Annotated in this window: 25 protein-coding genes; 23 read left to right on the top strand and 2 right to left on the bottom strand. The window is 33.4% G+C overall.

The window, feature by feature from the left end; genetic code table 11:
* Nucleotides 1–6 precede the first annotated feature (6 nt).
* The 18 genes from SP60_RS02230 (at nucleotide 7) to SP60_RS02150 (ending at nucleotide 18,560) form a co-directional block, all read left to right on the top strand.
* On the top strand, nucleotides 7–876 hold the full coding sequence (locus SP60_RS02230) for an aldo/keto reductase (protein ID WP_053951090.1): 870 nt from the start codon (nucleotides 7–9) through the stop codon (nucleotides 874–876).
* 1 nt (nucleotide 877) lies between these two features.
* A complete protein-coding gene (locus SP60_RS02225; RefSeq protein ID WP_053951089.1) occupies nucleotides 878–2,908 on the top strand; it encodes an aminotransferase class III-fold pyridoxal phosphate-dependent enzyme in 2,031 nt (676 codons plus the stop codon).
* On the top strand, nucleotides 2,908–3,807 hold the full coding sequence (locus SP60_RS02220; RefSeq protein WP_053951088.1) for an SDR family oxidoreductase: 900 nt from the start codon (nucleotides 2,908–2,910) through the stop codon (nucleotides 3,805–3,807). Before SP60_RS02225 ends, SP60_RS02220 begins: the two co-directional genes overlap by 1 nt.
* Nucleotides 3,808–3,817: 10 nt before the next feature.
* Nucleotides 3,818–4,885: an N-acetylneuraminate synthase family protein gene (locus tag SP60_RS02215; RefSeq protein ID WP_053951087.1), complete on the top strand. Its 1,068-nt coding sequence runs from the start codon at nucleotides 3,818–3,820 to the stop codon at nucleotides 4,883–4,885.
* A complete protein-coding gene (locus SP60_RS02210; RefSeq protein WP_053951086.1) occupies nucleotides 4,867–5,511 on the top strand; it encodes a glycosyltransferase family 2 protein in 645 nt (214 codons plus the stop codon). Before SP60_RS02215 ends, SP60_RS02210 begins: the two co-directional genes overlap by 19 nt.
* A 70-nt stretch (nucleotides 5,512–5,581) precedes the next feature.
* Nucleotides 5,582–6,628, top strand: coding sequence for a class I SAM-dependent methyltransferase (locus SP60_RS02205; protein ID WP_053951085.1), 1,047 nt, complete (start codon nucleotides 5,582–5,584; stop codon nucleotides 6,626–6,628).
* A 51-nt stretch (nucleotides 6,629–6,679) separates the two neighbouring features.
* Nucleotides 6,680–7,204: a GNAT family N-acetyltransferase gene (locus tag SP60_RS02200; RefSeq protein ID WP_053951084.1), complete on the top strand. Its 525-nt coding sequence runs from the start codon at nucleotides 6,680–6,682 to the stop codon at nucleotides 7,202–7,204.
* Nucleotides 7,205–7,975, top strand: a complete 771-nt coding sequence (locus tag SP60_RS02195; RefSeq protein ID WP_053951083.1) for an AAC(3) family N-acetyltransferase — start codon at nucleotides 7,205–7,207, stop codon at nucleotides 7,973–7,975.
* 28 nt (nucleotides 7,976–8,003) lie between these two features.
* Nucleotides 8,004–8,258 carry an acyl carrier protein gene (locus SP60_RS02190; RefSeq protein ID WP_053951082.1) on the top strand — a complete coding sequence of 85 codons (255 nt, stop codon included), beginning with the start codon at nucleotides 8,004–8,006 and terminating at the stop codon, nucleotides 8,256–8,258.
* Nucleotides 8,259–8,421: 163 nt separating this feature from the next.
* Complete coding sequence (locus SP60_RS02185; protein WP_053951081.1) at nucleotides 8,422–9,990, top strand: class I adenylate-forming enzyme family protein; 1,569 nt, start codon at nucleotides 8,422–8,424, stop codon at nucleotides 9,988–9,990.
* Between the two features lie 71 nt (nucleotides 9,991–10,061).
* The gene (locus SP60_RS02180) at nucleotides 10,062–11,342 is read left to right on the top strand and encodes a DUF4910 domain-containing protein (protein WP_053951080.1); all 1,281 of its coding nucleotides are present in this window, start codon (nucleotides 10,062–10,064) and stop codon (nucleotides 11,340–11,342) included.
* Between the two features lie 348 nt (nucleotides 11,343–11,690).
* On the top strand, nucleotides 11,691–12,863 hold the full coding sequence (locus tag SP60_RS02175) for an IS3 family transposase (protein WP_082319619.1): 1,173 nt from the start codon (nucleotides 11,691–11,693) through the stop codon (nucleotides 12,861–12,863).
* 57 nt (nucleotides 12,864–12,920) lie between these two features.
* Nucleotides 12,921–14,453 (top strand): polysaccharide biosynthesis PFTS motif protein, encoded by a 1,533-nt coding sequence (locus tag SP60_RS02170; RefSeq protein ID WP_053951079.1) that lies wholly within the window; start codon nucleotides 12,921–12,923, stop codon nucleotides 14,451–14,453.
* A gap of 84 nt (nucleotides 14,454–14,537) precedes the next feature.
* Entirely contained in the window at nucleotides 14,538–15,005 is a 468-nt protein-coding gene (locus SP60_RS08310) for an FkbM family methyltransferase (protein WP_144418570.1), read from the top strand.
* Complete coding sequence (locus tag SP60_RS08305; RefSeq protein WP_158403318.1) at nucleotides 14,987–15,331, top strand: FkbM family methyltransferase; 345 nt, start codon at nucleotides 14,987–14,989, stop codon at nucleotides 15,329–15,331. Before SP60_RS08310 ends, SP60_RS08305 begins: the two co-directional genes overlap by 19 nt.
* Before the next feature lie 176 nt (nucleotides 15,332–15,507).
* Entirely contained in the window at nucleotides 15,508–16,944 is a 1,437-nt protein-coding gene (locus SP60_RS02160; RefSeq protein WP_053951078.1) for an oligosaccharide flippase family protein, read from the top strand.
* Nucleotides 16,945–17,142: 198 nt separating this feature from the next.
* Nucleotides 17,143–17,928: a hypothetical protein gene (locus SP60_RS02155; RefSeq protein WP_053951077.1), complete on the top strand. Its 786-nt coding sequence runs from the start codon at nucleotides 17,143–17,145 to the stop codon at nucleotides 17,926–17,928.
* A complete protein-coding gene (locus tag SP60_RS02150) occupies nucleotides 17,925–18,560 on the top strand; it encodes a hypothetical protein (protein ID WP_053951076.1) in 636 nt (211 codons plus the stop codon). The genes SP60_RS02155 and SP60_RS02150 overlap by 4 nt, the downstream gene beginning before the upstream one ends.
* A 31-nt stretch (nucleotides 18,561–18,591) precedes the next feature.
* Here the strand turns inward: SP60_RS02150 and SP60_RS02145 are convergent, their stop codons facing one another.
* A complete protein-coding gene (locus tag SP60_RS02145; RefSeq protein WP_082319619.1) occupies nucleotides 18,592–19,764 on the bottom strand; it encodes an IS3 family transposase in 1,173 nt (390 codons plus the stop codon).
* Nucleotides 19,765–20,191: 427 nt separating this feature from the next.
* On the opposite strand from SP60_RS02145, the gene SP60_RS02140 reads away from it, so the two are divergent.
* Nucleotides 20,192–20,794, top strand: a complete 603-nt coding sequence (locus SP60_RS02140) for an HAD family hydrolase (protein WP_158403315.1) — start codon at nucleotides 20,192–20,194, stop codon at nucleotides 20,792–20,794.
* On the top strand, nucleotides 20,787–21,104 hold the full coding sequence (locus SP60_RS02135) for a glycosyltransferase (protein WP_053951074.1): 318 nt from the start codon (nucleotides 20,787–20,789) through the stop codon (nucleotides 21,102–21,104). Before SP60_RS02140 ends, SP60_RS02135 begins: the two co-directional genes overlap by 8 nt.
* Here the strand turns inward: SP60_RS02135 and SP60_RS02130 are convergent.
* The gene (locus tag SP60_RS02130) at nucleotides 21,053–21,742 is read right to left on the bottom strand and encodes an IS1595 family transposase (RefSeq protein WP_053951073.1); all 690 of its coding nucleotides are present in this window, start codon (nucleotides 21,740–21,742) and stop codon (nucleotides 21,053–21,055) included. The two genes, SP60_RS02135 and SP60_RS02130, sit on opposite strands and share 52 nt — an antisense overlap.
* A gap of 56 nt (nucleotides 21,743–21,798) precedes the next feature.
* On the opposite strand from SP60_RS02130, the gene SP60_RS02125 reads away from it, so the two are divergent.
* The 3 genes from SP60_RS02125 to SP60_RS02115 are packed head-to-tail and all read left to right on the top strand — an operon-like array spanning nucleotide 21,799 to nucleotide 24,786.
* Nucleotides 21,799–22,488, top strand: coding sequence for a glycosyltransferase family protein (locus SP60_RS02125; protein WP_053951072.1), 690 nt, complete (start codon nucleotides 21,799–21,801; stop codon nucleotides 22,486–22,488).
* Between the two features lie 21 nt (nucleotides 22,489–22,509).
* A complete protein-coding gene (locus SP60_RS02120; protein ID WP_053951071.1) occupies nucleotides 22,510–23,925 on the top strand; it encodes a hypothetical protein in 1,416 nt (471 codons plus the stop codon).
* Between the two features lie 18 nt (nucleotides 23,926–23,943).
* Nucleotides 23,944–24,786: an NAD-dependent epimerase/dehydratase family protein gene (locus SP60_RS02115; RefSeq protein ID WP_053951070.1), complete on the top strand. Its 843-nt coding sequence runs from the start codon at nucleotides 23,944–23,946 to the stop codon at nucleotides 24,784–24,786.
* Nucleotides 24,787–24,878 lie beyond the last annotated feature (92 nt).

The raw sequence follows: 24,878 nt of genomic DNA, 5'->3' as shown, positions 1-24,878 counted from the left end.
AATAAAATGAAATTATCTCTTGGAACGGTGCAATTTGGATCGGATTACGGTGTGTCTAATACATCTGGTCAAGTTGAAATTTCAGAAGTTGAAGATATATTAAGAGAGGCAGAGTGTCATAATATTGATACACTTGATACGGCAGCAGTGTATGGCAGTAGTGAAAATATTTTAGGTAAGGTGGGCGTCAATCAATTTGATATTGTAACAAAATTACCCCCTATTCCTAAAAATGTGAACAATATTGACTTATGGGTAAGTGGCCATGTTAAGTCATCCTTAAGCAGGATGTGTGTAAATAGTGTATCAGGGTTATTATTACATCAGTCCACTGATTTTCTTGAAACGCCTAAAAGACGATTATTTGATAGTTTGTCCAGGCTAAAAGATGATGGTGTTGTTAAAAAAATTGGTGTGTCTATCTATAATCCAGATGAACTAGATGCGTTAGAAAATTACGACATGAAGATGGATATTGTTCAGGCACCTTTTAATATTTTAGACAGAAGGCTTGAGGTATCTGGTTGGCTTGATAAGCTGAGCCAAACTGGAGTGGAGTTACATTCTAGGTCAGTCTTTCTGCAGGGGCTATTACTGCAGGAGAAAAATCAGAGAAATCCGTACTTTAATAAATGGAGTGATTACTTTAATAAGTTTAATGAGTGGATTAATGACACCAATCAAACTCCGTTGAGTGCTACGCTAAATTTTTCATATTCTTATGAGCAAATTAACAAGGTAATAGTTGGAGTACAGAATAAGTCCCAACTAACTGAAATAATTACCTCTATCTCTAAAAGCCCTCAATATTCAATACCAGATGAATTAATAATAGATGACCCTATGCTGATAAATCCTACAAATTGGAAGCTATAGTATGAAAGTTGTAGCAATTATCCAAGCAAGAATGGGATCTGCTCGTTTGCCTAATAAGGTAATGATGAGAATCAATCATATCCCAATGATTGAGTTGTTGATTGATAGGCTGTCTAATTCTAAGCACATTGATCAAATAGTACTCGCCACTTCAAATAATAAAAATAATATCCCATTAATTAATCATGTTGAAAGTTTGGGTTATAAGGTATTTTCTGGAGAGGAAAATGATGTGTTGGATAGATATTTTCAAGCAGCAAAAACATTTAAAGCTAATGCTATTATCAGAATAACTGGGGATTGTCCATTGATAGATAGTTTTCTTGTTGATGAAGTGATAGAGGGATTTATTGATTCTAATGTAGATTATGCTAGTAATCGTGAGCCACCTACTTATCCAGATGGGTTAGATGTTGAAGTTATTTCAATTAAGGCGCTAGAAGAAGCTCATAAAAAGGGAAAAGAAGACTTTCAGAGAGAGCATGTAACGCCTTATATTATCAATTCTGATACTTTTAAGAAATTTTATCTAAAAAATTCTAAGGATTTTTCTGCAGAAAGATGGACAGTTGATGAGCCTGAAGACTTTACTGTAGTGCAAAATATTTTTAATTATTTTCACCCAGAAATAAATTTTTCATGGAAAAAAATAATAGAGTTAAAAGAAAATAAACCAAAATTATTTACTGTAAATGAGCATTTAATTCGCAACGAGGGGGCGGTTATGAGTACTGGGGAAAAATTATGGTCAAGAGCTAAGCGTATTATTCCAGGTGGGAATATGCTGCTATCCAAGAGAAGTGAAATGTTTCTTCCAGATCATTGGCCAGCGTATTTTAGCAAGGCTAAAGGTTGCAAAGTATGGGATTTGGATGGGCGTGAATATACCGATATGTCAATAATGGGAATTGGCACAAACATCTTGGGTTATGGTAATGATGAAGTGGATGCTGCAGTTATAAATGTTGTTAAAAAAGGAAACATGTCTACATTTAACTGTCCAGAAGAGGTATATCTTGCTGAAAAATTGATTGAGCTTCACCCTTGGGCAAATATGGTACGCTTGGCAAGAACAGGTGGTGAGGCAAATGCAATAGCAATTAGAATAGCAAGGGCTGCATCTGGTAAAGATAAAGTAGCTATTTGTGGTTACCATGGTTGGCATGATTGGTATTTATCCGCAAATCTAGAAGACGATGATAATCTTACAGGGCACCTCTTACCAGGTTTAAATCCTAAAGGTGTTCCTAAAGACCTTAAAGGCAGTGTGGTTCCATTCAACTATAATCGCATAGATGAGCTAGAAACTATTATACAAAATCATGATATTGGCGTTATAAAAATGGAAGTCTCTCGCAATGACGAACCTCAAGATGATTTTTTGGTTAAGGTAAGAAAGATAGCAAGTGAAAATAATATTATTTTGATTTTTGATGAGTGCACTTCTGGCTTCAGACAAAGCAATGGCGGGCTTCATAAATTATATGGCATTGAGCCAGATATGGCTGTTTTTGGGAAGGCTTTGGGTAATGGGTATGCTATTACTGCTGTAATCGGAAGAAAAGAAGTAATGGATGTTGCTCAAAGTACTTTTATTAGCTCCACTTTTTGGACTGAAAGAATTGGGCCTACAGCCGCATTAAAGACGTTAGAGGTTATGGATAAAACTAAGTCATGGGAATTGATAACTAATACGGGCAAAGATATTGGCAATCAATGGAAAAACTTAGGTGAAAAGTATCAATTACCTATTAAGGTTAATGGTTTACCGTCTATGATTGGATTTGGTATTCAATCTGATGATTGGTTAAAGTATAAAACTTACATAACTCAAGAGATGCTAAAAAACAATATTCTTGCTTCAAATGTAATCTATGTTTGTACAGAGCATGGGATACAAGAGATAGATAATTATTTCCAAATATTAGACCCGATTTTTAAAGTGATAGCTGATTGTGAAAATGGTGACTTATCGGTAGATTCTTTATTAGATGGACCTGTTTGTCACGGTGGGTTTACAAGGTTGAATTGATGAAGGTAGGAGTTACAGGTGCAAGTGGAATGTTAGGCGCGTCACTTGTTGCTCATTTATCAGAGAAACACAAAGTATTTGCAACTTCAAGAAGCAAAGGTATAGAGGGTGATAATATTGAGTGGGATTGTTTTGACTTAACAGATATTGCATTACTTAATAAATGGCTAGAAAAGTCTAAACTGGATGTAGTGATACATTGCGCTGCAATCGTCAATGTAGATACCTGTGAAGAAAATGTTGAGCTAGCAACCAAACTTCATGTTGAAACAACCAAAGCGATGGCGGATTATTTGGGTTCTAGCGACGGCAGGCTGATTTATATTTCAACTGATTCAGTGTTTGACGGAGAGAAGCGGGGCGCATATAGTGAATCCGACTTGGAAAATCCACTCAATGTTTATGCAAAAACTAAACTCATGGGAGAGAGGCCTGTGCAATCGATGAATAACGGCTTAGTTCTTAGAGTAAATATTATTGGTTGGACGCAGGAAGGTGATACTTCATTTGCCGAATGGATACTTAAAAGCTTGATTGGTAATGTACCATTAAGTTTATTTTATGATGTGTATTTTTCCCCATTACATGTTGATAATTTATCGCTTATTATCGGAAAGATAATTGAAAGACCTATATTTGGACTGCATCATTGCGTAAGTAGTGATAGTATCTCAAAATATGATTTTGGTAAAAAAATGGCTGAAACATTCCAATTGCCTAATGAAAATATCAACAGAGTTAGTGTTGATAGCATAGAATTTAAAGCAAATAGACCGAAAAATATGGCGTTAAGTGTTAAAAAGATTAGTTCGGCTTTAGTATATGACATTCCTAATGTCATAGATACGATAAAATTAATGAAGCATCAATATGATAACAACAACAATTTATTGAATTAGAAGAAATAGAATGAGAGAAATTCAAATAGAAAATAAAGTCGTAGGCATGAATCACCCTACCTACTTTATTGCAGATGTAGGTGCTAATCATGACGGAAATCTAGAGCGAGCCAAGGATTTGATATATCTTTGTGCAGGGGCAGGGGCAGATGCTGCTAAATTTCAACACTTTACTGCTGATACCATTGTAAGCGATAAAGGATTCAAATCTCTTGATAGGCAACAATCACACCAGTCTAGATGGAAAAAAAGCGTATTTAATGTATATCAAGATGCATCAATTGATCAAGACTGGACACCTGTATTGAAAGAGACTTGTAACAAGGCAGGGATAGCTTTCCTAACTTCACCATATTCTTATGAATTAGTAGACAAAGTTGATGATTTCTTAAGTGCGTATAAGATTGGGTCTGGTGATATTACTTGGCTAGGGATTGTTGACTATATTGCCTCTAAAAATAAGCCAGTATTATTGGCAACAGGAGCCTCAACTATAGATGAAGTAGAGATGGCTATGTCTACATTATTGAATCACACTAATGATGTGGTATTAATGCAGTGCAATACAAACTATACAGCATCATTAGAAAATTTCAAATATATAAATTTAAATGTGCTTAAAGAATATGGTAGAAAATATCCCAATACTATTTTAGGGTTGTCTGACCATACTCCTGGACATGCTACAGTATTAGGGGCAGTGACACTAGGTGCCCGTGTTATCGAGAAACATTTTACAGATGACACAACTAGAGAAGGGCCAGACCATAAATTTTCAATGGATTTTAATACTTGGAAAGATATGGTTTTTAGGACTAGAGAGTTAGAAAATTCATTAGGGTTAGAGATAAAGAAAGTAGAAGACAATGAGGCTGAGACTGTTGTCTTACAAAGAAGATCTATCCGTCTTAAAAAAGATCTAGCAGCCGGGGATATGGTTCGAGAGGATGATTTAGAATTTCTTAGGCCTTGTCCTGAAGATGCGTTACCGCCTTATAAATTAGAGAAGATTCTCGATAAAGAGTTAGTGGAAAATATTAAATCTGGTGATTATATAAAATGGACAAATATAAAATAGCTATTGTTATTCCGGCATTCAATGAGGAAGCTACAATCTCTAATGTGGTGCAATCAGTCAAAGAATATGGAGTAGTTATTGTTGTTAATGACGCCTCTACTGATAATACTGAGCAAGAAGCAATAGGTGCTGGTGCAGTACTGGTCAGCCATAAAAAAAACAAAGGTTATGACGATGCATTAAACAGTGGCTTTATTAAAGCAAAAGAATTAAATTGTGATGCAGTTATTACTTTTGATGCTGATGGGCAGCATAGTCCAGAATCTATTGAAAAGTATATTGATTTATTAGAGCAGGGGTTTGCTGTTGTTATAGGCATAAGAAGTAGACTTCAAAGAGTGTCAGAAAGTATTTTTTCATGGGTTGCTGTTCGAAGGTGGGGGATAGAAGACCCTTTATGCGGAATGAAGGCTTACCATATTGATGTTTTTGACCAGCTAGGATTCTTTGATTCTTACAAGTCAATTGGTACTGAGCTGTCGATATTTGCAGCGAATCAAAATATGAAAATTGCACAACAACACGTTAAGATTAAAGGCCGCCAAGATAGGCCTCGTTTAGGTGGTAGAATTTTTACAAATATGGTTATTTTACGTTCGCTTTGGATGGGAAGCAGAAAATATTGAACCCCATCTTGTTGAGTGATGTAGCAATAAAAAAAGTAAAAAACAATTGAATTTTAAAGGGTGTTAAACAATGAAAATTGAACAATATGGAAAGTCTAGCATATCGGTAATTAAACAAAAAAAATCATTTTTTAATGATAATGATAAGCATATAGAGGCACAAAGAAAGATATCAAATATTTATAAACAACAACCAATCCGCTTATGTTGTAAAAATTGCGACAAACCTCTAAAAAAAGAGAATGATTTTATTAAGGATGGTATCGAATATAAAGTTTGTGATATTTGCACTCATTTAAATGGTGCATATGAAGACACGAATGAGTTTTGTAATGCTATTTATACTGGAGATGAAGGAAAGGATTACGCCCAGAACTACAAGGTAAGTGATATTGAAGATTTTAATTACCGACTAAGTAGCATTTACATCCCTAAGGCTGAGTTTTTGTACACATCATTAGTGAATGACAATGCAGCACCCCACAAAATGAAGTATTTAGATGTTGGTGCAGGTTCAGGGTATTTTGTCGGTGCTTTGAATAAAATTGGACTAAAAAACATTAGTGGTACAGAGGTTTCAAGATACCAAGTAGACTTTGGGAATACAATGATAGGTTCAGATCATCTATCTGTCCATGAAATAAATGACACTAACAATTTGCCTAAAGAGTCTGATGTCGATGTTGTTTCTTTAATAGGTGTTCTAGAGCATTTACAAGATCCACGTGGTGCTATGGAGTATATAAAAAAGAATAATAGAATAAAATATATATACATCTCAGTCCCTCTTTTTAGTCTTTCTGTATTTTTAGAAATGATATCTAATGATGCATTTCATAGGCAATTAAGTGGCGGGCATACTCATTTATACACCAAGAAGTCTTTGGAGTATCTTGCAGATGAATTTGGGTTTGATATCATTTCAGAATGGTGGTTTGGCGCAGACATTATCGATCTTTATCGACAAATTTTTATTGACATGAAAAAAAGCCAATGTTCTAAAAAAATAAGGAATTTATTCCAAGACATGATTACACCATTGATTGATTCTATGCAATTTGAACTGGATAAAAAATACGCTTCTTCTGAAGTACATGTATTGTTAAAAAGAAAATAAATAAAGCATTTATATAAAAAAGATGAACAACTTTAGAAATATAAAAAAAACATGAAAAGTATTACTATTCAATCTGATCGCTTTATTTTGAGAACTCTAAATCAAGGTGACGTAAGCGATAGGTATTTAAAATGGCTTTGTAGTCAAGATAACCCACAAATAAGGTACACTCGCAAAAAACATGATATTAAAGAAGTTAAATCTTATGTTTCACAACGAGAAAATGATGACACTGTTTTATTCCTCGGTATATTTGTGCGTGATAGCGGTAATCATATTGGCAATATCAAATATGAGCCTATTGTTATTGAGGAGCATCAAGCAACAATGGGCATTTTAATTGGCGAGAAGAGCTGGAGAGGGGTGGGTGTAGCTACTGAGGTAATTAATGCAACTGTGATTTGGCTGCAGAAGAATCTCGGTATCAGAGAGTTTTTTCTTGGAGTTGATTTAGATAATATTTATGCTATTAAGGCGTATGAGAAAAGTGGTTTTACAAAAACTGATATGCCACATGATTCTGAAAATATAATAATAATGCAACTTGGTTTAAATATCTTGGAAAAAAGACAATAAATGATTAGTGTAAAAAAAAATGAGTTAAAGCATGTGTTGATGTCACTTGGTGTTTGTTCTGGCAGAACAATTTTCGTACACTCATCGCTTGGTATGATTTTTGGAAAGCAAAAAGATCCTAATAAATTTCTTTATGATTGTTTAAATGAGATTGTTGGAGATTCTGGCACAATTGTAGTGCCAACATTCACCAATAATTGTTGTCAAGGGTTAACTTTTGATCCTAATAAAACGGGGTCAGAAGTGGGGGTGTTTAGTAATTGGATTATGAAGCTGAATAATGCCAAGCGATCCTTGCATCCAATACACTCTGTATCAGCAATAGGTGATAAAGCAGATGAAATTACTCAACAAGTTAGCGAAAGTAGCTTTGGCAAAAAATCAACTTTTTCCAAATTAATAGAACTTAATACCCTGATGTTAATGGTAGGCACAGGTGTTGAAAATACTACATTAATTCATCAGGTTGAAGAGGATATGCAAGTACCATACCGTTTTTATAAAAATTTTAAGATTACCACATTTAATAATGGCGTTACTAAACAAACTACAACTCCTTATTATGCAAGATTTCTAGATAGATGCATATCTTACCGGTATGATATAAGGCGAAAACAGCTTGAAAATAATAATAAGTATCGATCTATACGAATAGGATGGGGTAAAATATCTAGTATTAATTTCATTGACTTTTATGAAATTTTTTCTAAAGAAGTTAATAAAGACCCGTATTATTTGATTAACAAAGAAAAATATTTCGAATCTATATAATACTATTTTTTTATTTTGAGAGAGGTCTATGTTAAATTCATCTAAACTTTCAAAAATTATTAATGAGCTTATTGAGTTTGTAAACTTACATTATTCCGTAGGAGATGTTAATGTTACTCCTGAAACTAACCTTATAGTAAGCGGGGTCATTGATTCTATACAGGTAATCGAACTTATTGTTTATATTGAAAAAAAATATAATATTGAGTTTACAGAGGATGATTTGCTTGACAGTGAATTTGCGTCTATAGCTGGTTTGACAGAATTGATTTTATCAAAATAATTACATGTAAAATTTATAAGAGAAAAAGTATAGTTCCAGAGGCATCTCTTGTCTATTTTTTATAACAATACCTCTAGTTGAAGTGCTATAAGAGACAATCTGTGCAACAGTAATGTTGATATTTCAACCAATTGGTTTAAAAATACTAATTAATTAAAAGTTTATGTTTAGGGCGTTACCATCAATTTATTCACTTCTTGAGAATTCAGCTTGTCAGTACCCTGAAAAACTGTGTGTTGACGACAGTTGTCGATCGCTAACTTATAAAGAATTGCTAACTAGATCTAAAGCTCTTGCAAAAGGCTTGGCGCACGTAATAAAAATCAAGAAAGGACAGGCTGTAGGGGTGGTTATAATTAATAGTGTAACCTTTGTAGAAGTTCAATTTTCCTTGTTGTGTGGAGGGTATGTGGTTACTCCACTTGACCCAGAAATAAAGTATAAAAATCTTTTGCATGCAATTGAGAAAGCTGATTTGTCTGTGGTTATTACAGATAACATGAAAATAGCTAAGTATCTTGCATCGCAAGTATCTACAATGTCTGTGATTTATAGTGGCAAAAGCAAACTTGAACACTGCTATTTTCTTAATGAATTATTTGATTTTTCAGGTAATCAATATAAATCAATAATCACCAATTCTAATGCTATTGCATCTTATATGTTTACTACAGGTAGCACTGGCAATCCAAAGGCTGTAGTTTTGTCCCATTTTAATGTTCTTTCAGCTATCAGTAATATAGTTGAATTTGTTGGATATAAGCACGATTATCATGAATTGATAACTCTACCTTTATCTCATAATTTTGGTCTTGGCCATGTTTATTGTAATATTGCTGTGGGTGGGCGAGTTAGCTTGTTGCCAGGTCTCAGTGATTTTCAGTTGTTATTTAAAACACTAATGGAGAAGAGGCCTAATGGCTTTCCTGGTACACCAAGTGGATATTTCATTTTGTCCAAAAGATTCCCAAAGAAGCTGCAACAATGTGGTAGTTTTCTGCGTCATATTGTGATAGATTCAGAACCTCTCCCACCAGAACTCAACATAGAAATTAGAGCATTATTGCCGAATACTAGAATTATTGTGTACTATGGGTTAACAGAAGCATCTAGATCAACTTTTATTGACTATTCAATTGATGCAGAAATGTATTTCTGCAAAAGTGTTGGGAAAGCCACGCCTAATGTTGAGATTAAGATTGTTGATGATAATATGTGTAAAAATCAACCTTTTGAGCAAGGTAGAGTCGTAATTCAAGGAAATCACATAATGCAAGGATACCTCAATGATAATAAGCTAACATCTGAAGTGATTAAAAATAAATGGTTTTATACTGATGATATTGGATATTTGGATGAAAATGGATATCTATTTTTAACGGGAAGAAAATCAACCTTTATTAATAAAGGAGGAATAAAAATTGATCCAAGAGAAATAGAAGAGGCTTTTAAGAAAAATACCGATGTCACTAATGTTGCAGTTGTCGGATTGAGCCACATTAATTTTGGAATCCTGATTTTCTGTGTTGTTACTTTAAAGCCAAATAGCATGTTAAATAAGAATTTACTAAAAGAATATTGTGTAAAAAGTCTTGAAAAGGTAAAAATACCAAATGAAATAATTATTCTAGATAAGATTCCAAAAAGTTCTACAGGAAAACTGTTAAGACGTGAGCTGATTCAGGAAGTTATTAGATATGCAAAGTATGATGATCTAGAACCCATCAATTAAACAACTCCTTAAAGGGGCTTTGCAAGAAATTATTTAGAGTGAATTGTATATTTAAAGGTTAAATTTAATAGATGAAAAAAGTAGGAATATGTATATATAAACTCTGTGAAGATTTATGGCCAATAACTAGAAGCATCACAGGAAAAGGGGTTAGAGAGACATTAAATATTATCAAGAGGCATCTGCCTAATTTAGATGTACATGAAGTTCCAACTGACACTACATGTTTTGACTGGGTTATTCCAAAAGAGTGGAATATTAACGATGCTTATGTGATTGACCCGAATGGGAATAAAATTGTAGATTTTAAGGATAGTAACTTGCATGTTGTAAGTTATTCCGTCCCCATAAATCAAACACTATCTCTAAATGAACTACAAAATAATTTACACTCATTGCCAAAGCAGCCAGATGCTATCCCTTATGTAACTTCATATTATCAAGAGAGGTGGGGTTTTTGTTTAACTGATCGTCAAAGAAAAACACTGTTAGAGGGTGATTATCAAGTGTGTATTGATAGTGAATTAACTGACGGTAGCTTGACTTATGGAGAATTGATTATTCATGGGAGAAGTAAAAAAGAAGTCTTTTTATCTACCTATGTTTGCCATCCTTCAATGGCTAATAATGAATTATCTGGCCCAACGGTTACTACCTATTTAGCAAAATGGATACAATCTCAGCCAAGAAAATATACCTATAGGATTATTTTTATACCTGAAACTATTGGGTCAATTTGCTATTTAAGTAGAAATCTCAACACAATGAAAGAAAATATTGTCGCTGGTTATAATATTTCTTGTGTTGGCGATGATGATGCATATTCTTATTTACCCTCAAGGGCTGAGAATACTATTTCAGATAAAATAGCACTGCATGTTTTAAAACACACCCATCCTGATTTTGTTAGATACAGTTATTTAGATAGAGGTAGTGATGAAAGGCAATATTGTAGTCCTGGAGTTGATTTGCCAATAGCATCTATTATGCGAACTAAATATGGAAAGTACAAGCAATATCACACCTCTCTTGATGATTTAAATTATATTTCAGCAGAGGGTCTAAATGGTGCTTATGAAGTATTACAGCAATGCCTCGAATGTATCGAGAAAAATGAAATCTATCGGACAACTACTTTGTGTGAACCAAAGATGGATAAAAGAAACTTGCGCCCAACTCTTGGTGCAGGTGTCAAATTAGACAAAAATTTTAAATATATTATGGATGTGCTAGTTTACGCTGATGGCAAAAATGATTTATTAACCATTGCTGAAAAGCTTAATGTTCCTATGTGGAGCTTATTTAACAATATAGAAATGTTATTAAGAGAAAAGTTAATTAAAAAGATGTAATAATATTTTGTGGTTTAATTGGTAAATATTAGTTGGTTTGATAGAGGATCTAGTTGTAACCATTTATAAAAGCATTCTACTTAGAATAGCAATTTTTTAAAAAAAATCATAGAGTTGCTAGTACTGTAAATAGAGTGTAATAATGTTCGCACTTCATTCTTTATGTTTAATTTGATTGCATGAAGATATATTTTGATGTGAATAACGATAATATTTTTTACAAAATGTAAATGAATTTTTAAGGCTTCTGTAGTGGTTTATATAACACCCCAATAAATTAAGACAACAATTTAAGATTTCTTATTTCGAACGAGTTAAACTTAACCCAACAATTCGGAGTAAAAAATTATGAGTAAAAAACGTACAACCTACAGCTCAGCATTTAAAACAAAATTAGTACTTGAACTATTACAAAATGCAGATACCCTGGCAGAGATTGCCAGCAAGCATAACATTCTTCCACAAAACCTAGTGAACTGGAAGAAGACCTTCCTTGCCAACGCAGAGATTGCTATGGAGCCCTCTAAAGCAGTTAAAGAGTACAAGGAGGAGCTTATTAAATCACAAGAGAAGAACGAGCGCTTAACAGCGCTGGTAGGTAAAGTAACCGTAGAGAAGGAATGGTTAGCAAAAAAGCTAAAAAGCTTGGGCTCATCTAAACTAAAACAATTAGTTGATCTCAAGCCATCACCAGCATCTATCTCTATTAATCATCAATGTCAGCTGCTTGGCATTAACAGAAGTGGCTTGTATTACAAGCCACGAGTTAACCACGCCAAGCAAACAATTAAGAGTCATATCACCAAGGTGTTTGAACAGATACCCATTTACGGCGAGAAGAAGGTGCATCAGCAACTGCTTGAGGATGGTATCAAGGTCAGCTTAAATACGGTAGCTCGCTACCGTCAAGAGTTGGGCTTAAAGGCTGTATTGGCCGTTAAACAAGTCAATACAACCATGCCAATCAAAGAGCATAAGAAATACACCTATAAGCTCAGAGGGCTTAATATTAGCCATGCTAATCATGTCTGGAGTACCGACATCACCTACATCAAGATTGCCGGTGGCATGGTCTATATGGCAGCCATCATTGATTGGCACAGCAAAGCTGTGCTATCACACAGAATATCTAACACCATGGATGTTCAGTTAGTGATGAGTGTGCTCAATGATGCACTAGCTAAGTATCCATATCCAGAGATCTTTAACACCGATCAAGGTAGCCAGTACACCAGTGAGATACACACTCAAAGGCTTAAAAATCTAGGTATTACTATATCCATGGATGGTAGGGGTAGAGCCACAGATAATATCTGCATTGAGCGCTTCTGGCGAAGCGCCAAATGCGAAAGAATCTATTTGAACGAATACCAAAATATCAATGAGTTAACCACTGATGTAGATGACTATATTGAGTTTTACAACCATCGAAGATTCCATCAAACGCTAGACTACAAAAAACCAATGGACGTGTACCAAGAAAGTATAAAATTAAACCAGAATAAGAAGAAGGCCTCTTAGGATGTTCTATATAAGAAATTTTAAAAAGTTGTCAGAGGTTTTGGGGTGATAAATTAGATGATGAATAAGAAGAGAAAAGGGTTAATAAAAAAAGGCTATAAGCAACTTAAAAATGACAATAAGTTAGATTTTTTGTTGAAATTAGTAGATATCTTATCAAGAACTAAACTTAATAATACGATAGTATTAAAGGGGTTTCCGTGTAAACATGATTTTAATACTGAACTATCTATTCGTCAGTTTTTAACAGTGAGAGTTTTAGGTTATTCTTTTAACAAGGCGATACTTTATAGTATTGGCGCAAATAAGCCATTAAGGTGCCCATTACCAAAAGAGTGGCGTAGTGCATTAATCAAACAGGAAGTTCAAGTTGATAGGTTGTCTTGTGCCTTATTATGGCAAGGATATGTATTTTTACTTTGGGCATATGGCGTAATACAAGGGTTTAAAAGTATTATTTATTTAATTAACAGTAAGAAAATATTAAGAGAGTATGTATTTTTTCATGATATTGGAAAGGATAGCTTACCGACTAATAGCAAGACCTATAATATTGTTAATTGGTATTTAAAGTGGAAAGGAAGAGTGAAAAATGTTGATACAATTGCCCATAGCGCACCTAATTTGAGTGACTATAAATATAATAATTTACAGGTTTTTTATATTGATGGATTGCCAAATCTCGAAGGCATTCAAATTGCGAGATATTTTTTTCTACAAGTTTATTTAATTTTTTACAGCCTCTTTTTTATTTTTATTAAGCCTTATTCAGCTATATTACTTGGTGAATTATTAAAGCTATTAAGGGTTAATTTAGCCAATGATAAGGAGTTAGCTAGAGATTACTTATTTCATAGTTCTGGGCCTTACTATAGGCCGATATGGACTTATGCGGCGGAGGACAAAGGCTCAAGAATTTTATTTTATTTTTATTCTACCAATACTGAGAATTTTAAAACCAAATCAGGCTATCCTATTCAGCGTCCTAGGCATTTAATGAGCTGGTCTCACTATTTAGTATGGGATAAATTTCAAACAGATTTTCTAAAAAGATTTGGTCATCATAAATCAATCATAGAAGAAGTTGGGCCAATATGGACCTCATCTAGTGGTGGGGTGATTGATGTCTCATTAAACTCAATTGCAGTATTTGATGTAACGCCAAATAATGAAGATGTTTATGTTTCATTAGGTTTGGGAAGTGAATATTACACCCCAAAGATTGCAAATCAATTTCTAGATGATATATATTCGGTGTTAGAAAAGAATGATGTGATTATGGCGCATAAAATAAAGCGCAAAAACAAAAATGCACATGAAGAGTATATGCAGAATCTAAAAAAATTAAAGAAACAACCAAATTATATTGAAATTGATCCTGATATAGACGCCACACAGGTAATTAAAAAAACCAAGGCATGTATATCGATGCCATTTACATCTACAGCTTTGATTGCAAAACACGAGGGAAGACCTTCAGTTTTCTATGACCCTAGTGGTATTGTCCAAGCAGATGACAGAGCTGCGCATGGTATACCTATATTAGTCAGTATTGATGAGTTGCAACAATGGGTTGAAGGAATTAATTGATAGAGACTACTTTATCTAATTGTTATTAGCGGTCGGTCTACAAGAATATTTATAATATAATGACTCTCATTTATCTTTTTTGACATGAGTATTTTTACAAAAATTAAATCTTCATTAATATATCGCATGGAGACATTAGAACAAAGAATAATTAATCGCCTGATTAACAAAAAACAGCGCATTAAATATAATGGCATTGACATGACATTTTTTGCACCAAATGCACTCATTCGTTATAGAATTAGAACCTTTGCCATGAAAGAGCCAGAAACCCTAGATTGGATTGATTCTTTTGATAATAATGCGGTAGTGTGGGATATCGGGGCAAATATCGGGCTTTATTCTATTTATGCGGCAAAGAAAAAAAATGCACGAGTTTTTGCTTTTGAACCTTCAGTATTTAATTTAGAATTTTTAGCAAAAAATATCCATGCAAATCAATTACAAGAAAAAGTTGTTATTTTCCCATTGGCTTTGAGCAATATTACCAATTTTAATTTATTTAAGATGAATAACCCGGTTTGGGGGGTGCATTGTCTGCATTTGGCGTAGATTTTGATCAATATGGTGAGAATTTTAATACTTCATTTGAATATAGTATTTTAGGATTGAGCGCCGATAATGCAATAGGTACTTTTAATATACTTAGCCCGGATTATATTAAAATTGATGTGGATGGTATTGAACATCTTATTTTAGAAGGTGCTAGCCATATATTAAAAACAGTTAAAAGTGTTTTAGTAGAAATTGATGAGAGTTTTATAGAGCAAAGTAAGCAGTCCGAAAAGTATCTATTAGACGCCGGGTTAACATTATCAGAAAAACATATTTTATTGGAGAATAGTAGTCAATATAATCAACTTTGGATTAGAGACTAAATATACTATTATTCTATTCTTTCAGGCCTGCATTGTACCGGGCAGACGACACTTTATAATTTTCATCCATAATTGGGAGTCTGTTTATAAAAAAGCCACACAGGCTGATAATTTAAGTTACACAGATGTTGGGTATGGCATTAATGAATTCAAAGAGTGGATAGAAATTTTTTAAAATGATTGAGTCGATAAAAAAAACCACACTTTACTTGTTTCAAACTGCTATCAGCAGCATATTTGGATTGGTATTGTTGATGTTTACCACACATTATCTAACACCCGATGAGTTAGGGCAGTTCGCACTAATACAAGTTTGGATAATATTTTCGACTAGTTTGGCAAACTTTGGTTTAAAAGGAGGCTACGAACGCACCTTTTTTGCATATGAGAAAACCGATAAATCTGCACAACTTTTACATTCCGCACTACTTTTTGTCGCAGTTAATCTAATTATTATCTTTGGTTTTTTATGGATTTTTGAGTCGGATATAGAACAGTTAATATCAAGTGACTTAAGTCAAAGTCATTTATTGTTATGGATTTTTCTTGGTATCGCTTTGAGTGAATTATCGGAGTATTACCTTATTTTTTTAAAGAATACAGGGCTTGCTAATCGTTATGTGCAATTTACTTTAATAAGGACAATTGCTAATTTTATTGTGGTTATAGTCTTGCTACATTTTGCTCAACTTAAAGTACTATCGTTGGCTTATGGCATGTTGATTTCAAATATCTTGTTGTTATTGATGCTGGTTTATTATCAAGAATCGCATTTTTCCTTTAATAAGAAACTTTTGAGGGAAATGTTAAAAATATCATTGCCATTAACGCCAAGAATATTTTTAGGTGTGCTAAGTTCAAAGCTTGATAAGATAATGCTAGGTGCAGTTGGCTCCACAGCCTTGGTCGGAGTGTACCATATAGGACAAAGTATTGCGTTAGTAGTTTTTCAGGTTATGGTGGCTCTTGATAAAGTATTTAAACCTGAATTTCATCGAAAATTATTTGCTAATAAACACCAAAATAATTCTAGTGAGATAAACGATTATATTCTGCCTTTTTTTTATTTAAGTATATTCGTAGCGCTGTTATTTGGATTATTTTCTGCAGATATTTTGACTATATTTTTCTCAGACAAGTATGTAAATCTGTCTGAGGTTGTTATTATTTTATCTATAAATTATGCTGTTATATTCTTTGGAATTATCACTGGATCTCAGTTGATTCAAGCTAAAAAGGCACTTATTATTGTATATTTAGCATTATTTTCACTGATTATTGGTATCATTTTAAACGCTATTTTTATTTCTTACTGGGGTATTTTTGGTGCAGCATGGGCAGTTACTATTACTACTGCTATATCAACAATAATGGGTTTTTTGTTTGCACAGAAATATATCAAAATATATTGGGATTTGAAATCAATTTTCATAGCTTATGCTGTATATCTGTTTTCCATGGTGTTCTCATTGTTAAACGAGATGGATGTAGTTAATACAAATGGTTATTTATTACTCTTTTCCAAAATATTCCTAGTCTTTATGTATATTTATGTATCAAGTTTGAACACTGCAAATAGAAGGATTTTATTAAAATTTTTTAAAAAAAATTAGGAGAGAGAGGTTTGAAAGATGCAATTGTTAGATTTATTTTAGGGAAAATTTCCAAGCACTTTACTAGATTTTATTGGAGTAGCTTTATTGGCAGAAAGTGGCGCAAGATGAGAGATAAAGATTTAGAGACCGTAGTTATTTTTTGCAGACAGGGTAAGTGATTAAAATAATACAGTCAAGTAGGATTAGGGAGGGGTAATGTCATATTTTCCAATATTAAAAGCCCCTTATTGCACTGGGAGCACTACGCTTTACAATTTTTCGCCAAATAATTGGGAGTTAGTGGATAAGTGCGAGCAGACTGTTAGCTTGACTTATATTAAAGATGATTTATGGTATAGCGTAGCCTTGGAAAAATTAGCATATCAGGATTACAAAGTCGTGAAGCATAATGACATTTCTGATTTAATCCCTGATGGTGCACTAGCATTGCTATCTTTGTCTAAAGAAGAGTTACCTAGGACGAGTGCAGAGCTGCCAGTATTGAATTGTAGCCATACTTATATGCCGATGTCTCGTGCGACTCTAGGCCTAAAATCTTCATTTACAACAACTGTTTATCAAGGTGAGATTAATCCTTTTCCGTCGCAGGCATCATTATTGACATTTTCACCGTTTCTTCAATTTGGTTTGGGTGTTGAAAACTATGTCTTGCTTATGAATTTGGAAAAAATACCAGAAAGTAGAAAGGTAGTAGTGGAGATTTATGATGCTCATAGTAAGGAACTTAAGAAAATTCAAAGCGCTTATAGTAATCAGATAAATATAATCTCATTGAATGATATGGGGTTTAATGAGAAAAGCTTACCCGTCATTATTTGTCGAGAAATGGCATCTATTCCATTATACTTTTCAAGCTATAATTGTGGAGAAATATTGAGTCTGGAGCATACTCACCCACCTGCATCATTAGTAGTACACGGTAATCGCTTTGGTGCTCAAAAACAGATAAAAGAATACTGGCTTTCTCAGCTTAAGAAATGATTAATAACTTATTAAGAAAAGTAAAGAAAGCGCCTTGGGTATTGGCCCAGCCACTAACGAAAAAACCTAATAACCCGCAATCAGTGATTAGCGACTTGTTTGTTTGGCGATGTAATCAAGATTGGAATACTTATTTTGAATTATTAGATTTGGCAAGTCTATTTGGCGATGAAGGGCAACATCAAGTAGATATTGTTTTTTTTGATAACAATGGTGAAAATTTCCATCAGAAGTCAATTGAGTTAAGCGGTTTATATCGACAAGTATTAGATATCTCTAAAGTGCTATCAACGCTAAAACAGTTGCCCAGTGATTACGGAACTTTCTGTGTTTTTCATAAAAAAATACCGAATAGCATATTGAAGCTTCAATCATTTATTGCAGAGCGTGGCTATGTAAGCTATCAGTACAAAAATGCACCTTTGTGCGCTTATGTGCACGGAAATTTAGATGCGATTGATGATAGCCTAGCACTGTTAAGTGGCAGTAGTTTTTTAAACAGGCAATATAATTTACAGTATTTGTTGGAGATGGGCAAAGCTTATGAAATTGCTTTGGTCAATGCCAGTTCAAAAAATAAAAAGGTTGAATTTAAAGTAATAGATTTTAATTTATCACCCCAAAACCTCTGACAACTTTTTAAAATTTCTTATATAGAACATCCTAAGAGGCCTTCTTCTTATTCTGGTTTAATTTTATACTTTCTTGGTACACGTCCATTGGTTTTTTGTAGTCTAGCGTTTGATGGAATCTTCGATGGTTGTAAAACTCAATATAGTCATCTACATCAGTGGTTAACTCATTGATATTTTGGTATTCGTTCAAATAGATTCTTTCGCATTTGGCGCTTCGCCAGAAGCGCTCAATGCAGATATTATCTGTGGCTCTACCCCTACCATCCATGGATATAGTAATACCTAGATTTTTAAGCCTTTGAGTGTGTATCTCACTGGTGTACTGGCTACCTTGATCGGTGTTAAAGATCTCTGGATATGGATACTTAGCTAGTGCATCATTGAGCACACTCATCACTAACTGAACATCCATGGTGTTAGATATTCTGTGTGATAGCACAGCTTTGCTGTGCCAATCAATGATGGCTGCCATATAGACCATGCCACCGGCAATCTTGATGTAGGTGATGTCGGTACTCCAGACATGATTAGCATGGCTAATATTAAGCCCTCTGAGCTTATAGGTGTATTTCTTATGCTCTTTGATTGGCATGGTTGTATTGACTTGTTTAACGGCCAATACAGCCTTTAAGCCCAACTCTTGACGGTAGCGAGCTACCGTATTTAAGCTGACCTTGATACCATCCTCAAGCAGTTGCTGATGCACCTTCTTCTCGCCGTAAATGGGTATCTGTTCAAACACCTTGGTGATATGACTCTTAATTGTTTGCTTGGCGTGGTTAACTCGTGGCTTGTAATACAAGCCACTTCTGTTAATGCCAAGCAGCTGACATTGATGATTAATAGAGATAGATGCTGGTGATGGCTTGAGATCAACTAATTGTTTTAGTTTAGATGAGCCCAAGCTTTTTAGCTTTTTTGCTAACCATTCCTTCTCTACGGTTACTTTACCTACCAGCGCTGTTAAGCGCTCGTTCTTCTCTTGTGATTTAATAAGCTCCTCCTTGTACTCTTTAACTGCTTTAGAGGGCTCCATAGCAATCTCTGCGTTGGCAAGGAAGGTCTTCTTCCAGTTCACTAGGTTTTGTGGAAGAATGTTATGCTTGCTGGCAATCTCTGCCAGGGTATCTGCATTTTGTAATAGTTCAAGTACTAATTTTGTTTTAAATGCTGAGCTGTAGGTTGTACGTTTTTTACTCATAATTTTTTACTCCGAATTGTTGGGTTAAGTTTAACTCGTTCGAAATAAGAAATTTTAGATTGTTGTCTTAATTTATTGGGGTGTTATATAATGACAGTATTTGGATAGAAAAATGCATTACCCTAAAGTCTAAGCAAGTGTTTATATTGCCTATTAAGGATTTCCCTAATCCTAGTCAGCTGATTATTAAGAACAAAATAATTATGGCACGACCTGTCGTATTTTGTTTTGATAACGATAAAATGGATGTTTTTCATGGATAACCAGTGTGCTAAATTAAGGGCGGTAGGATGAATAATAAAACTACGATATTTAACAATACATTGTCTTCATTGGATATATATGCCAGAAATGGAATCGACTCTAAAAAATGGTTTTTTTGTCTTTAATGGTCCTATAGATGCATTTCCCAGGTAAAAAACTTATTTTGTTTGATTTAGATGGAGTATTGCTGAACTCAAAGAGGAATATGGAGTTGTCTTGGGGCGCGGTTTGTGAAAGACATGATGTTAATGTTGAATTTGAGGATTATTTTTCTAATATTGGTAGGCCATTTAAAGATATTCTAGATATTTTAAATATCAACGTAGATCAAACTGATATCGAGAAAACTTTTAATGATGTTTCTACCCAATTAATTGATCAAGTAGAATTTTATGAGGGTGTTGAGTCTGTATTAGGGCAACTTGCCAATAATAATATTAAAATAGGTATTGTTACTTCAAAAAATACTATTAAAACTCAAAAAATATTAGACTTGCTTGGCTTTGCATTTGATATTGTGCAAACACCTAATGATGCTTTAAAAGGTAAACCTGCGCCTGATCACATATTGTATGCAATGTCAGAACTAAACATGAATGCTTCTGATACGCTTTATATAGGTGATATGGATGTTGATTATGAGGCTGCAAAGCGTGCCCATGTAAATTATGTACATGCTTTATGGGGGTATGGAACCTGCAATGATAAAAATGTAATAAAATTAGAGAATATTACACAACTATCGGATATTATTTTAAATGAGTGATAATCAAGTGGTGGTTATTCTGCCAGCATATAACGAAAGACTGACAATTGTCGATACAATTTTAGATTTTGCAAAAGAGCTGCCAAAAGCTAAAATTATAGTAATTGATAATAACTCAAATGATGGAACATTTGAGTTAGCTTTATCAGCAATTATAGAAAACAATATAAAAGGAGAGGTTCTTATTGAGTCTTTTCAAGGTAAAGGTTTTGCAATGCGAAAAGCCTTTAAAGAGATTGATGCAGATATTTATATGGGTCATGACAACTTAAGCGACTCTTTTCTAAACATTCCAAGCAAAACTTTATAAATATTTTGCTTGCGATTATTAAATCTAAATTCGCATTCTTTTAAGTGTAAATTAAACATACTTTTATCCATTCCTTTAAACTTTACCAATCTATTTTTAGCATAACCCCAGAATGATTCAATTCCATTAATATGTGAATTACCTCTGGCAAATTCACTCTTACTATGATGCACTCTAAAGTGCTTCTTATAACCAAAATCTACAAGCCCATTATACCCGCGCCATCCATCTGAATGAATAACGCTATCAATACTAGTCTTACCCTTGATAATCCTTTGCAGGGTGGCGCTACTACAGTCTGGAACTATTTCAGTGTACACTTGATCGCCACGTTTCAACAAACCAAATACTATTGTTTTACCCCTGGCACCACGGCCGCGTTTTCCGCGGACGCGCCGTGCGCCAAAATAACTTTCGTCAACTTCAATCTGACCCACTAAAGGATCAGATTGAAGCAAAGATAACTCTAAAATTCTAAGTCTAATAGCAGTTAAATATTTGTTAATTGTTTGCCTGCTTAAACTTGTTAAATGAGAGATTTGAGTTGCACTCAAATCCTCAGAAAACAACAAAATTATTTGCCTAAATTTGGCCTCTGAAATACGTGAACGAATCACATACTTGTTTTTTACTTTCATGACGGTACTTTAACAGGTTTTTAAACATGCTTAAGTTGTCATGACCCATTTATATTATGGCTGATGCTGATTTGACATATCCAGCAAAGGATGTGCATAAGTTAATGCAGCCAGTTATAAATGGTGATGCTGATATAGTGGTTGGTGATAGGCATTCTTGCGGACATTACCAAAAAGAAAATAAAAGAAATTTTCATGGTTTTGGAAATAGATTGGTAAAAAACATGATAAATTTTTTATTCAAAAGCAAGCTGAATGATATTATGAGCGGATATAGAGTTTTTAATAAAAAATTCGTAAAAAATTATCCAATAATGGTAGACGGATTTCAGCTAGAAACAGACATGACGTTACATTGTCTAGATAAAAGGTTTGTGATAATAGAAATTCCTATAGATTTTGTAGATAGGCCTGATGGCAGTGTTTCTAAGTTAAATACTATTACTGATGGGGCTAAAGTTATATTTACAATTTTTAATATATTTCGAGTTTATAAGCCTTTAAAATTCTACAGCGCTTTCTTTTTAATGTTTTCTATTTTATCTTTAACGGCGGCATATCCAGTTATCGATGATTGGATTGTTCATAGATATGTATATCATGTGCCATTAGCAGTATTGTCAACTGGACTAGGGATAATTGCAATTTTATCTCTTTCTTTAGGGTTAATTCTGGATGCAATTACCCAGCAATATAACGTTAATTACGAGCATAAGCTATTAAATACATCGATAAATAAAGAATAGAATTATTTTAAAGGAGTCAAAATGTATGATTATGACTTGATTGTGGTGGGATGTGGCGCTTCTTCGTATGGGTTTTTAAAAGGACTGGAAAAGAATAAGGATTTTAAAGATAAAAAAATTGCAGTATTGTGCCCCTCTGAATACAAACAAAATACGGTTAAGTGCAATATTAAAGGCATATCTCCTAAGTTTTTACAAGATAAGAATTTATTATCCTTATCTTATTACCTAGATACATTTGTCAATGTAATCCAAAATAATTTTTCTCATATCGGTGTGCATGGAATTGGAGGAATGTGCAGAATGTGGGGAGGATCAATAGGCACTTTTGACAAAAAAACACTAAATAATAATAACCTAGATTTTGACGAATTTAGCCAATGTTATGCTGAGATTGAGAAATTTTTACCTTTTAGTGGGAATGAGGAAGATGATATTTCGGATTATTTTGACTTGAAGATAACAAAAAGTGTGGTAATTTCTCAAAGAGTACGTAAACTTTATGGTAAATTTTTTGGTGATACTTTTAAAGTGGGCCACCCTAGATTGTTAGTAAGAGATAATTGCAATCAATGTAATCAGTGCTTGGCTGGATGTAAAAGGAATAGTATATGGTCCCCTTTAGAGCAGGACTTCTTAAATATAAAGCTAGATATTTCGTTATTAAAAGATTCTTTTGCTACAAAAATTACTAAAAATCGAGTGACGTATTTAAAAGACGATAAGGAAAAAATCTTAAATAGTAGATATATTATATTGGCTGGCGGTGTTATGCAGAATTACAAACTATTGGCTAATCTTGAGAATGTAGTCAATACAAAGGCAAAGCTTCTTAATACACCTGCACTTGCCTTTTCTTTTTTTAATTTTACTAAAAATTTTGAATTTTCTTTCTTTGGTATGGGGAATGCTACATTCATTTTAGAAAATAAGAACAATCTTGATTTCTATGGAAATCTTTATGATGGGTATTCGTTGGCCGTTTCAAGCGGAAGGGTAGTATCGAACAATAAGGTTGTAGATAGTTTGTTTAAAATAATTTCTAAATATATGGTTTTTGGTGCTGGTTTTGTCTCTTCAGATTATGCTGAATGCAGTCTTGAGAAAAAAAATAAAAATATTGTAATAAGTGGCAGATACAGTGAAAAATATCAATCAAAAATTCATGAAATTCAGAAAATTATAAAGAAATTTTCAATAGTAAATAATGGAATGTTTCCGTATTCTAAAAAAATATTATTAGGTAGCGACATTCATTATGGAGGTGGAATTCCTGGCGACCTATATTCAAAAACCCTGGTAAAAGACGGTAATTTAAAAAATATAAGCCACGTAAAAGTTGTAGGAGGCTCAACATTCAGTTATTTGCCACCAGTAAGCCCTACTTTGTCGTATATTGCAAACTCTTATAGAATTGGAAAGCAGATAAAATTTTAAAAAAATGCATGGATTGATATGAAAAACAACAAAAAGGTTTTAATTGTTGGTATAAACGGATTTTTGGGAAAAGAATTAGCAGGATTTTTGGAAGGGAAGAGTGTTGAAGTTTTTGGGACTACCCACACTTCAAATGTATCAAAAAATATTTTCCAATTTAAAGTTGGAGATGCAATTAATAGCAAAATATTGTTAAATGACTTCTCCTCTGTTGTGTATTTGTCACATAATGCTACTCTGGAGAGTGAAAAACTCATAAATTGGTATAAAAAAACATTTATAACATTTAAAGAGTTAGAGGTAAGACAAATCTATATATCGTCATATTCCGCGCATGAGCATGCAATCTCAGATTATGGCAAATCAAAGTATCAAATAGAGAAATTCTTTTTAGAGAATAACGAATATTCTATTAGTCCAGGATTAATAATAGGAAAAGGAGGGATCTTTAATAAGATTGCCAGATTCGTCGATAAGTCCCCCATTATTGTAGTTCCAGTCAGTTCGAAAGAAAATCTAATTCCAATCGTTTCAATTGACAAGGCGTGCAGTGTTATCTTTGATGTTATTCAAGATAATTTTATTAGTAAGAATTATAATATTTACTCACATATGATTAAGTTAGAAGACCTAATTAAAGCACTTATCCAAATAAACAGTAAAAAGAAATATCTGTTAAAAATAAATGGATATTTTATCTTGTATGTTATGAAAATTATTGAAAGTATTGGTGTTAAACTACCTGTTTCAAGCGATAATTTAAGTGGATTTATTGCCAATCAAAAATATTCAGTTAAGTCTGATATTGTGGAGTTTGGCGACGACTACAGTTTAGATTTAATAATAAAAAAAGCTATTTAATGTTAGTAGCACGTGAATTTTTTTATTTTTTAGTTAACGGGTCTATTTTAGGGGCTGTTCTTTTAATATTACAATTTATAGTTTATAAAATA

It is taken from the genome of Candidatus Thioglobus autotrophicus, assembly GCF_001293165.1.
GTDB lineage: Bacteria > Pseudomonadota > Gammaproteobacteria > PS1 > Pseudothioglobaceae > Thioglobus_A > Thioglobus_A autotrophicus.
The sequence above is the reverse complement of the archived record's forward strand: the minus strand, read 5'-3'. Positions and strand labels throughout refer to the sequence as shown.

Bases quoted from the DNA above. Each gene is read 5' to 3' on its own strand.
- SP60_RS02230 (WP_053951090.1), top strand. From the start codon at position 7: ATGAAATTATCTCTTGGAACGGTGCAATTTGGATCGGATTACGGTGTG.
- SP60_RS02225 (WP_053951089.1), top strand. From the start codon at position 878: ATGAAAGTTGTAGCAATTATCCAAGCAAGAATGGGATCTGCTCGTTTG.
- SP60_RS02220 (WP_053951088.1), top strand. From the start codon at position 2,908: ATGAAGGTAGGAGTTACAGGTGCAAGTGGAATGTTAGGCGCGTCACTT.
- SP60_RS02215 (WP_053951087.1), top strand. From the start codon at position 3,818: ATGAGAGAAATTCAAATAGAAAATAAAGTCGTAGGCATGAATCACCCT.
- SP60_RS02210 (WP_053951086.1), top strand. From the start codon at position 4,867: ATGGACAAATATAAAATAGCTATTGTTATTCCGGCATTCAATGAGGAA.
- SP60_RS02205 (WP_053951085.1), top strand. From the start codon at position 5,582: ATGAAAATTGAACAATATGGAAAGTCTAGCATATCGGTAATTAAACAA.
- SP60_RS02200 (WP_053951084.1), top strand. From the start codon at position 6,680: ATGAAAAGTATTACTATTCAATCTGATCGCTTTATTTTGAGAACTCTA.
- SP60_RS02195 (WP_053951083.1), top strand. From the start codon at position 7,205: ATGATTAGTGTAAAAAAAAATGAGTTAAAGCATGTGTTGATGTCACTT.
- SP60_RS02190 (WP_053951082.1), top strand. From the start codon at position 8,004: ATGTTAAATTCATCTAAACTTTCAAAAATTATTAATGAGCTTATTGAG.
- SP60_RS02185 (WP_053951081.1), top strand. From the start codon at position 8,422: ATGTTTAGGGCGTTACCATCAATTTATTCACTTCTTGAGAATTCAGCT.
- SP60_RS02180 (WP_053951080.1), top strand. From the start codon at position 10,062: ATGAAAAAAGTAGGAATATGTATATATAAACTCTGTGAAGATTTATGG.
- SP60_RS02175 (WP_082319619.1), top strand. From the start codon at position 11,691: ATGAGTAAAAAACGTACAACCTACAGCTCAGCATTTAAAACAAAATTA.
- SP60_RS02170 (WP_053951079.1), top strand. From the start codon at position 12,921: ATGATGAATAAGAAGAGAAAAGGGTTAATAAAAAAAGGCTATAAGCAA.
- SP60_RS08310 (WP_144418570.1), top strand. From the start codon at position 14,538: ATGAGTATTTTTACAAAAATTAAATCTTCATTAATATATCGCATGGAG.
- SP60_RS02160 (WP_053951078.1), top strand. From the start codon at position 15,508: ATGATTGAGTCGATAAAAAAAACCACACTTTACTTGTTTCAAACTGCT.
- SP60_RS02155 (WP_053951077.1), top strand. From the start codon at position 17,143: ATGTCATATTTTCCAATATTAAAAGCCCCTTATTGCACTGGGAGCACT.
- SP60_RS02150 (WP_053951076.1), top strand. From the start codon at position 17,925: ATGATTAATAACTTATTAAGAAAAGTAAAGAAAGCGCCTTGGGTATTG.
- SP60_RS02145 (WP_082319619.1), bottom strand. From the start codon at position 19,764: ATGAGTAAAAAACGTACAACCTACAGCTCAGCATTTAAAACAAAATTA.
- SP60_RS02135 (WP_053951074.1), top strand. From the start codon at position 20,787: ATGAGTGATAATCAAGTGGTGGTTATTCTGCCAGCATATAACGAAAGA.
- SP60_RS02130 (WP_053951073.1), bottom strand. From the start codon at position 21,742: ATGAAAGTAAAAAACAAGTATGTGATTCGTTCACGTATTTCAGAGGCC.
- SP60_RS02125 (WP_053951072.1), top strand. From the start codon at position 21,799: ATGGCTGATGCTGATTTGACATATCCAGCAAAGGATGTGCATAAGTTA.
- SP60_RS02120 (WP_053951071.1), top strand. From the start codon at position 22,510: ATGTATGATTATGACTTGATTGTGGTGGGATGTGGCGCTTCTTCGTAT.
- SP60_RS02115 (WP_053951070.1), top strand. From the start codon at position 23,944: ATGAAAAACAACAAAAAGGTTTTAATTGTTGGTATAAACGGATTTTTG.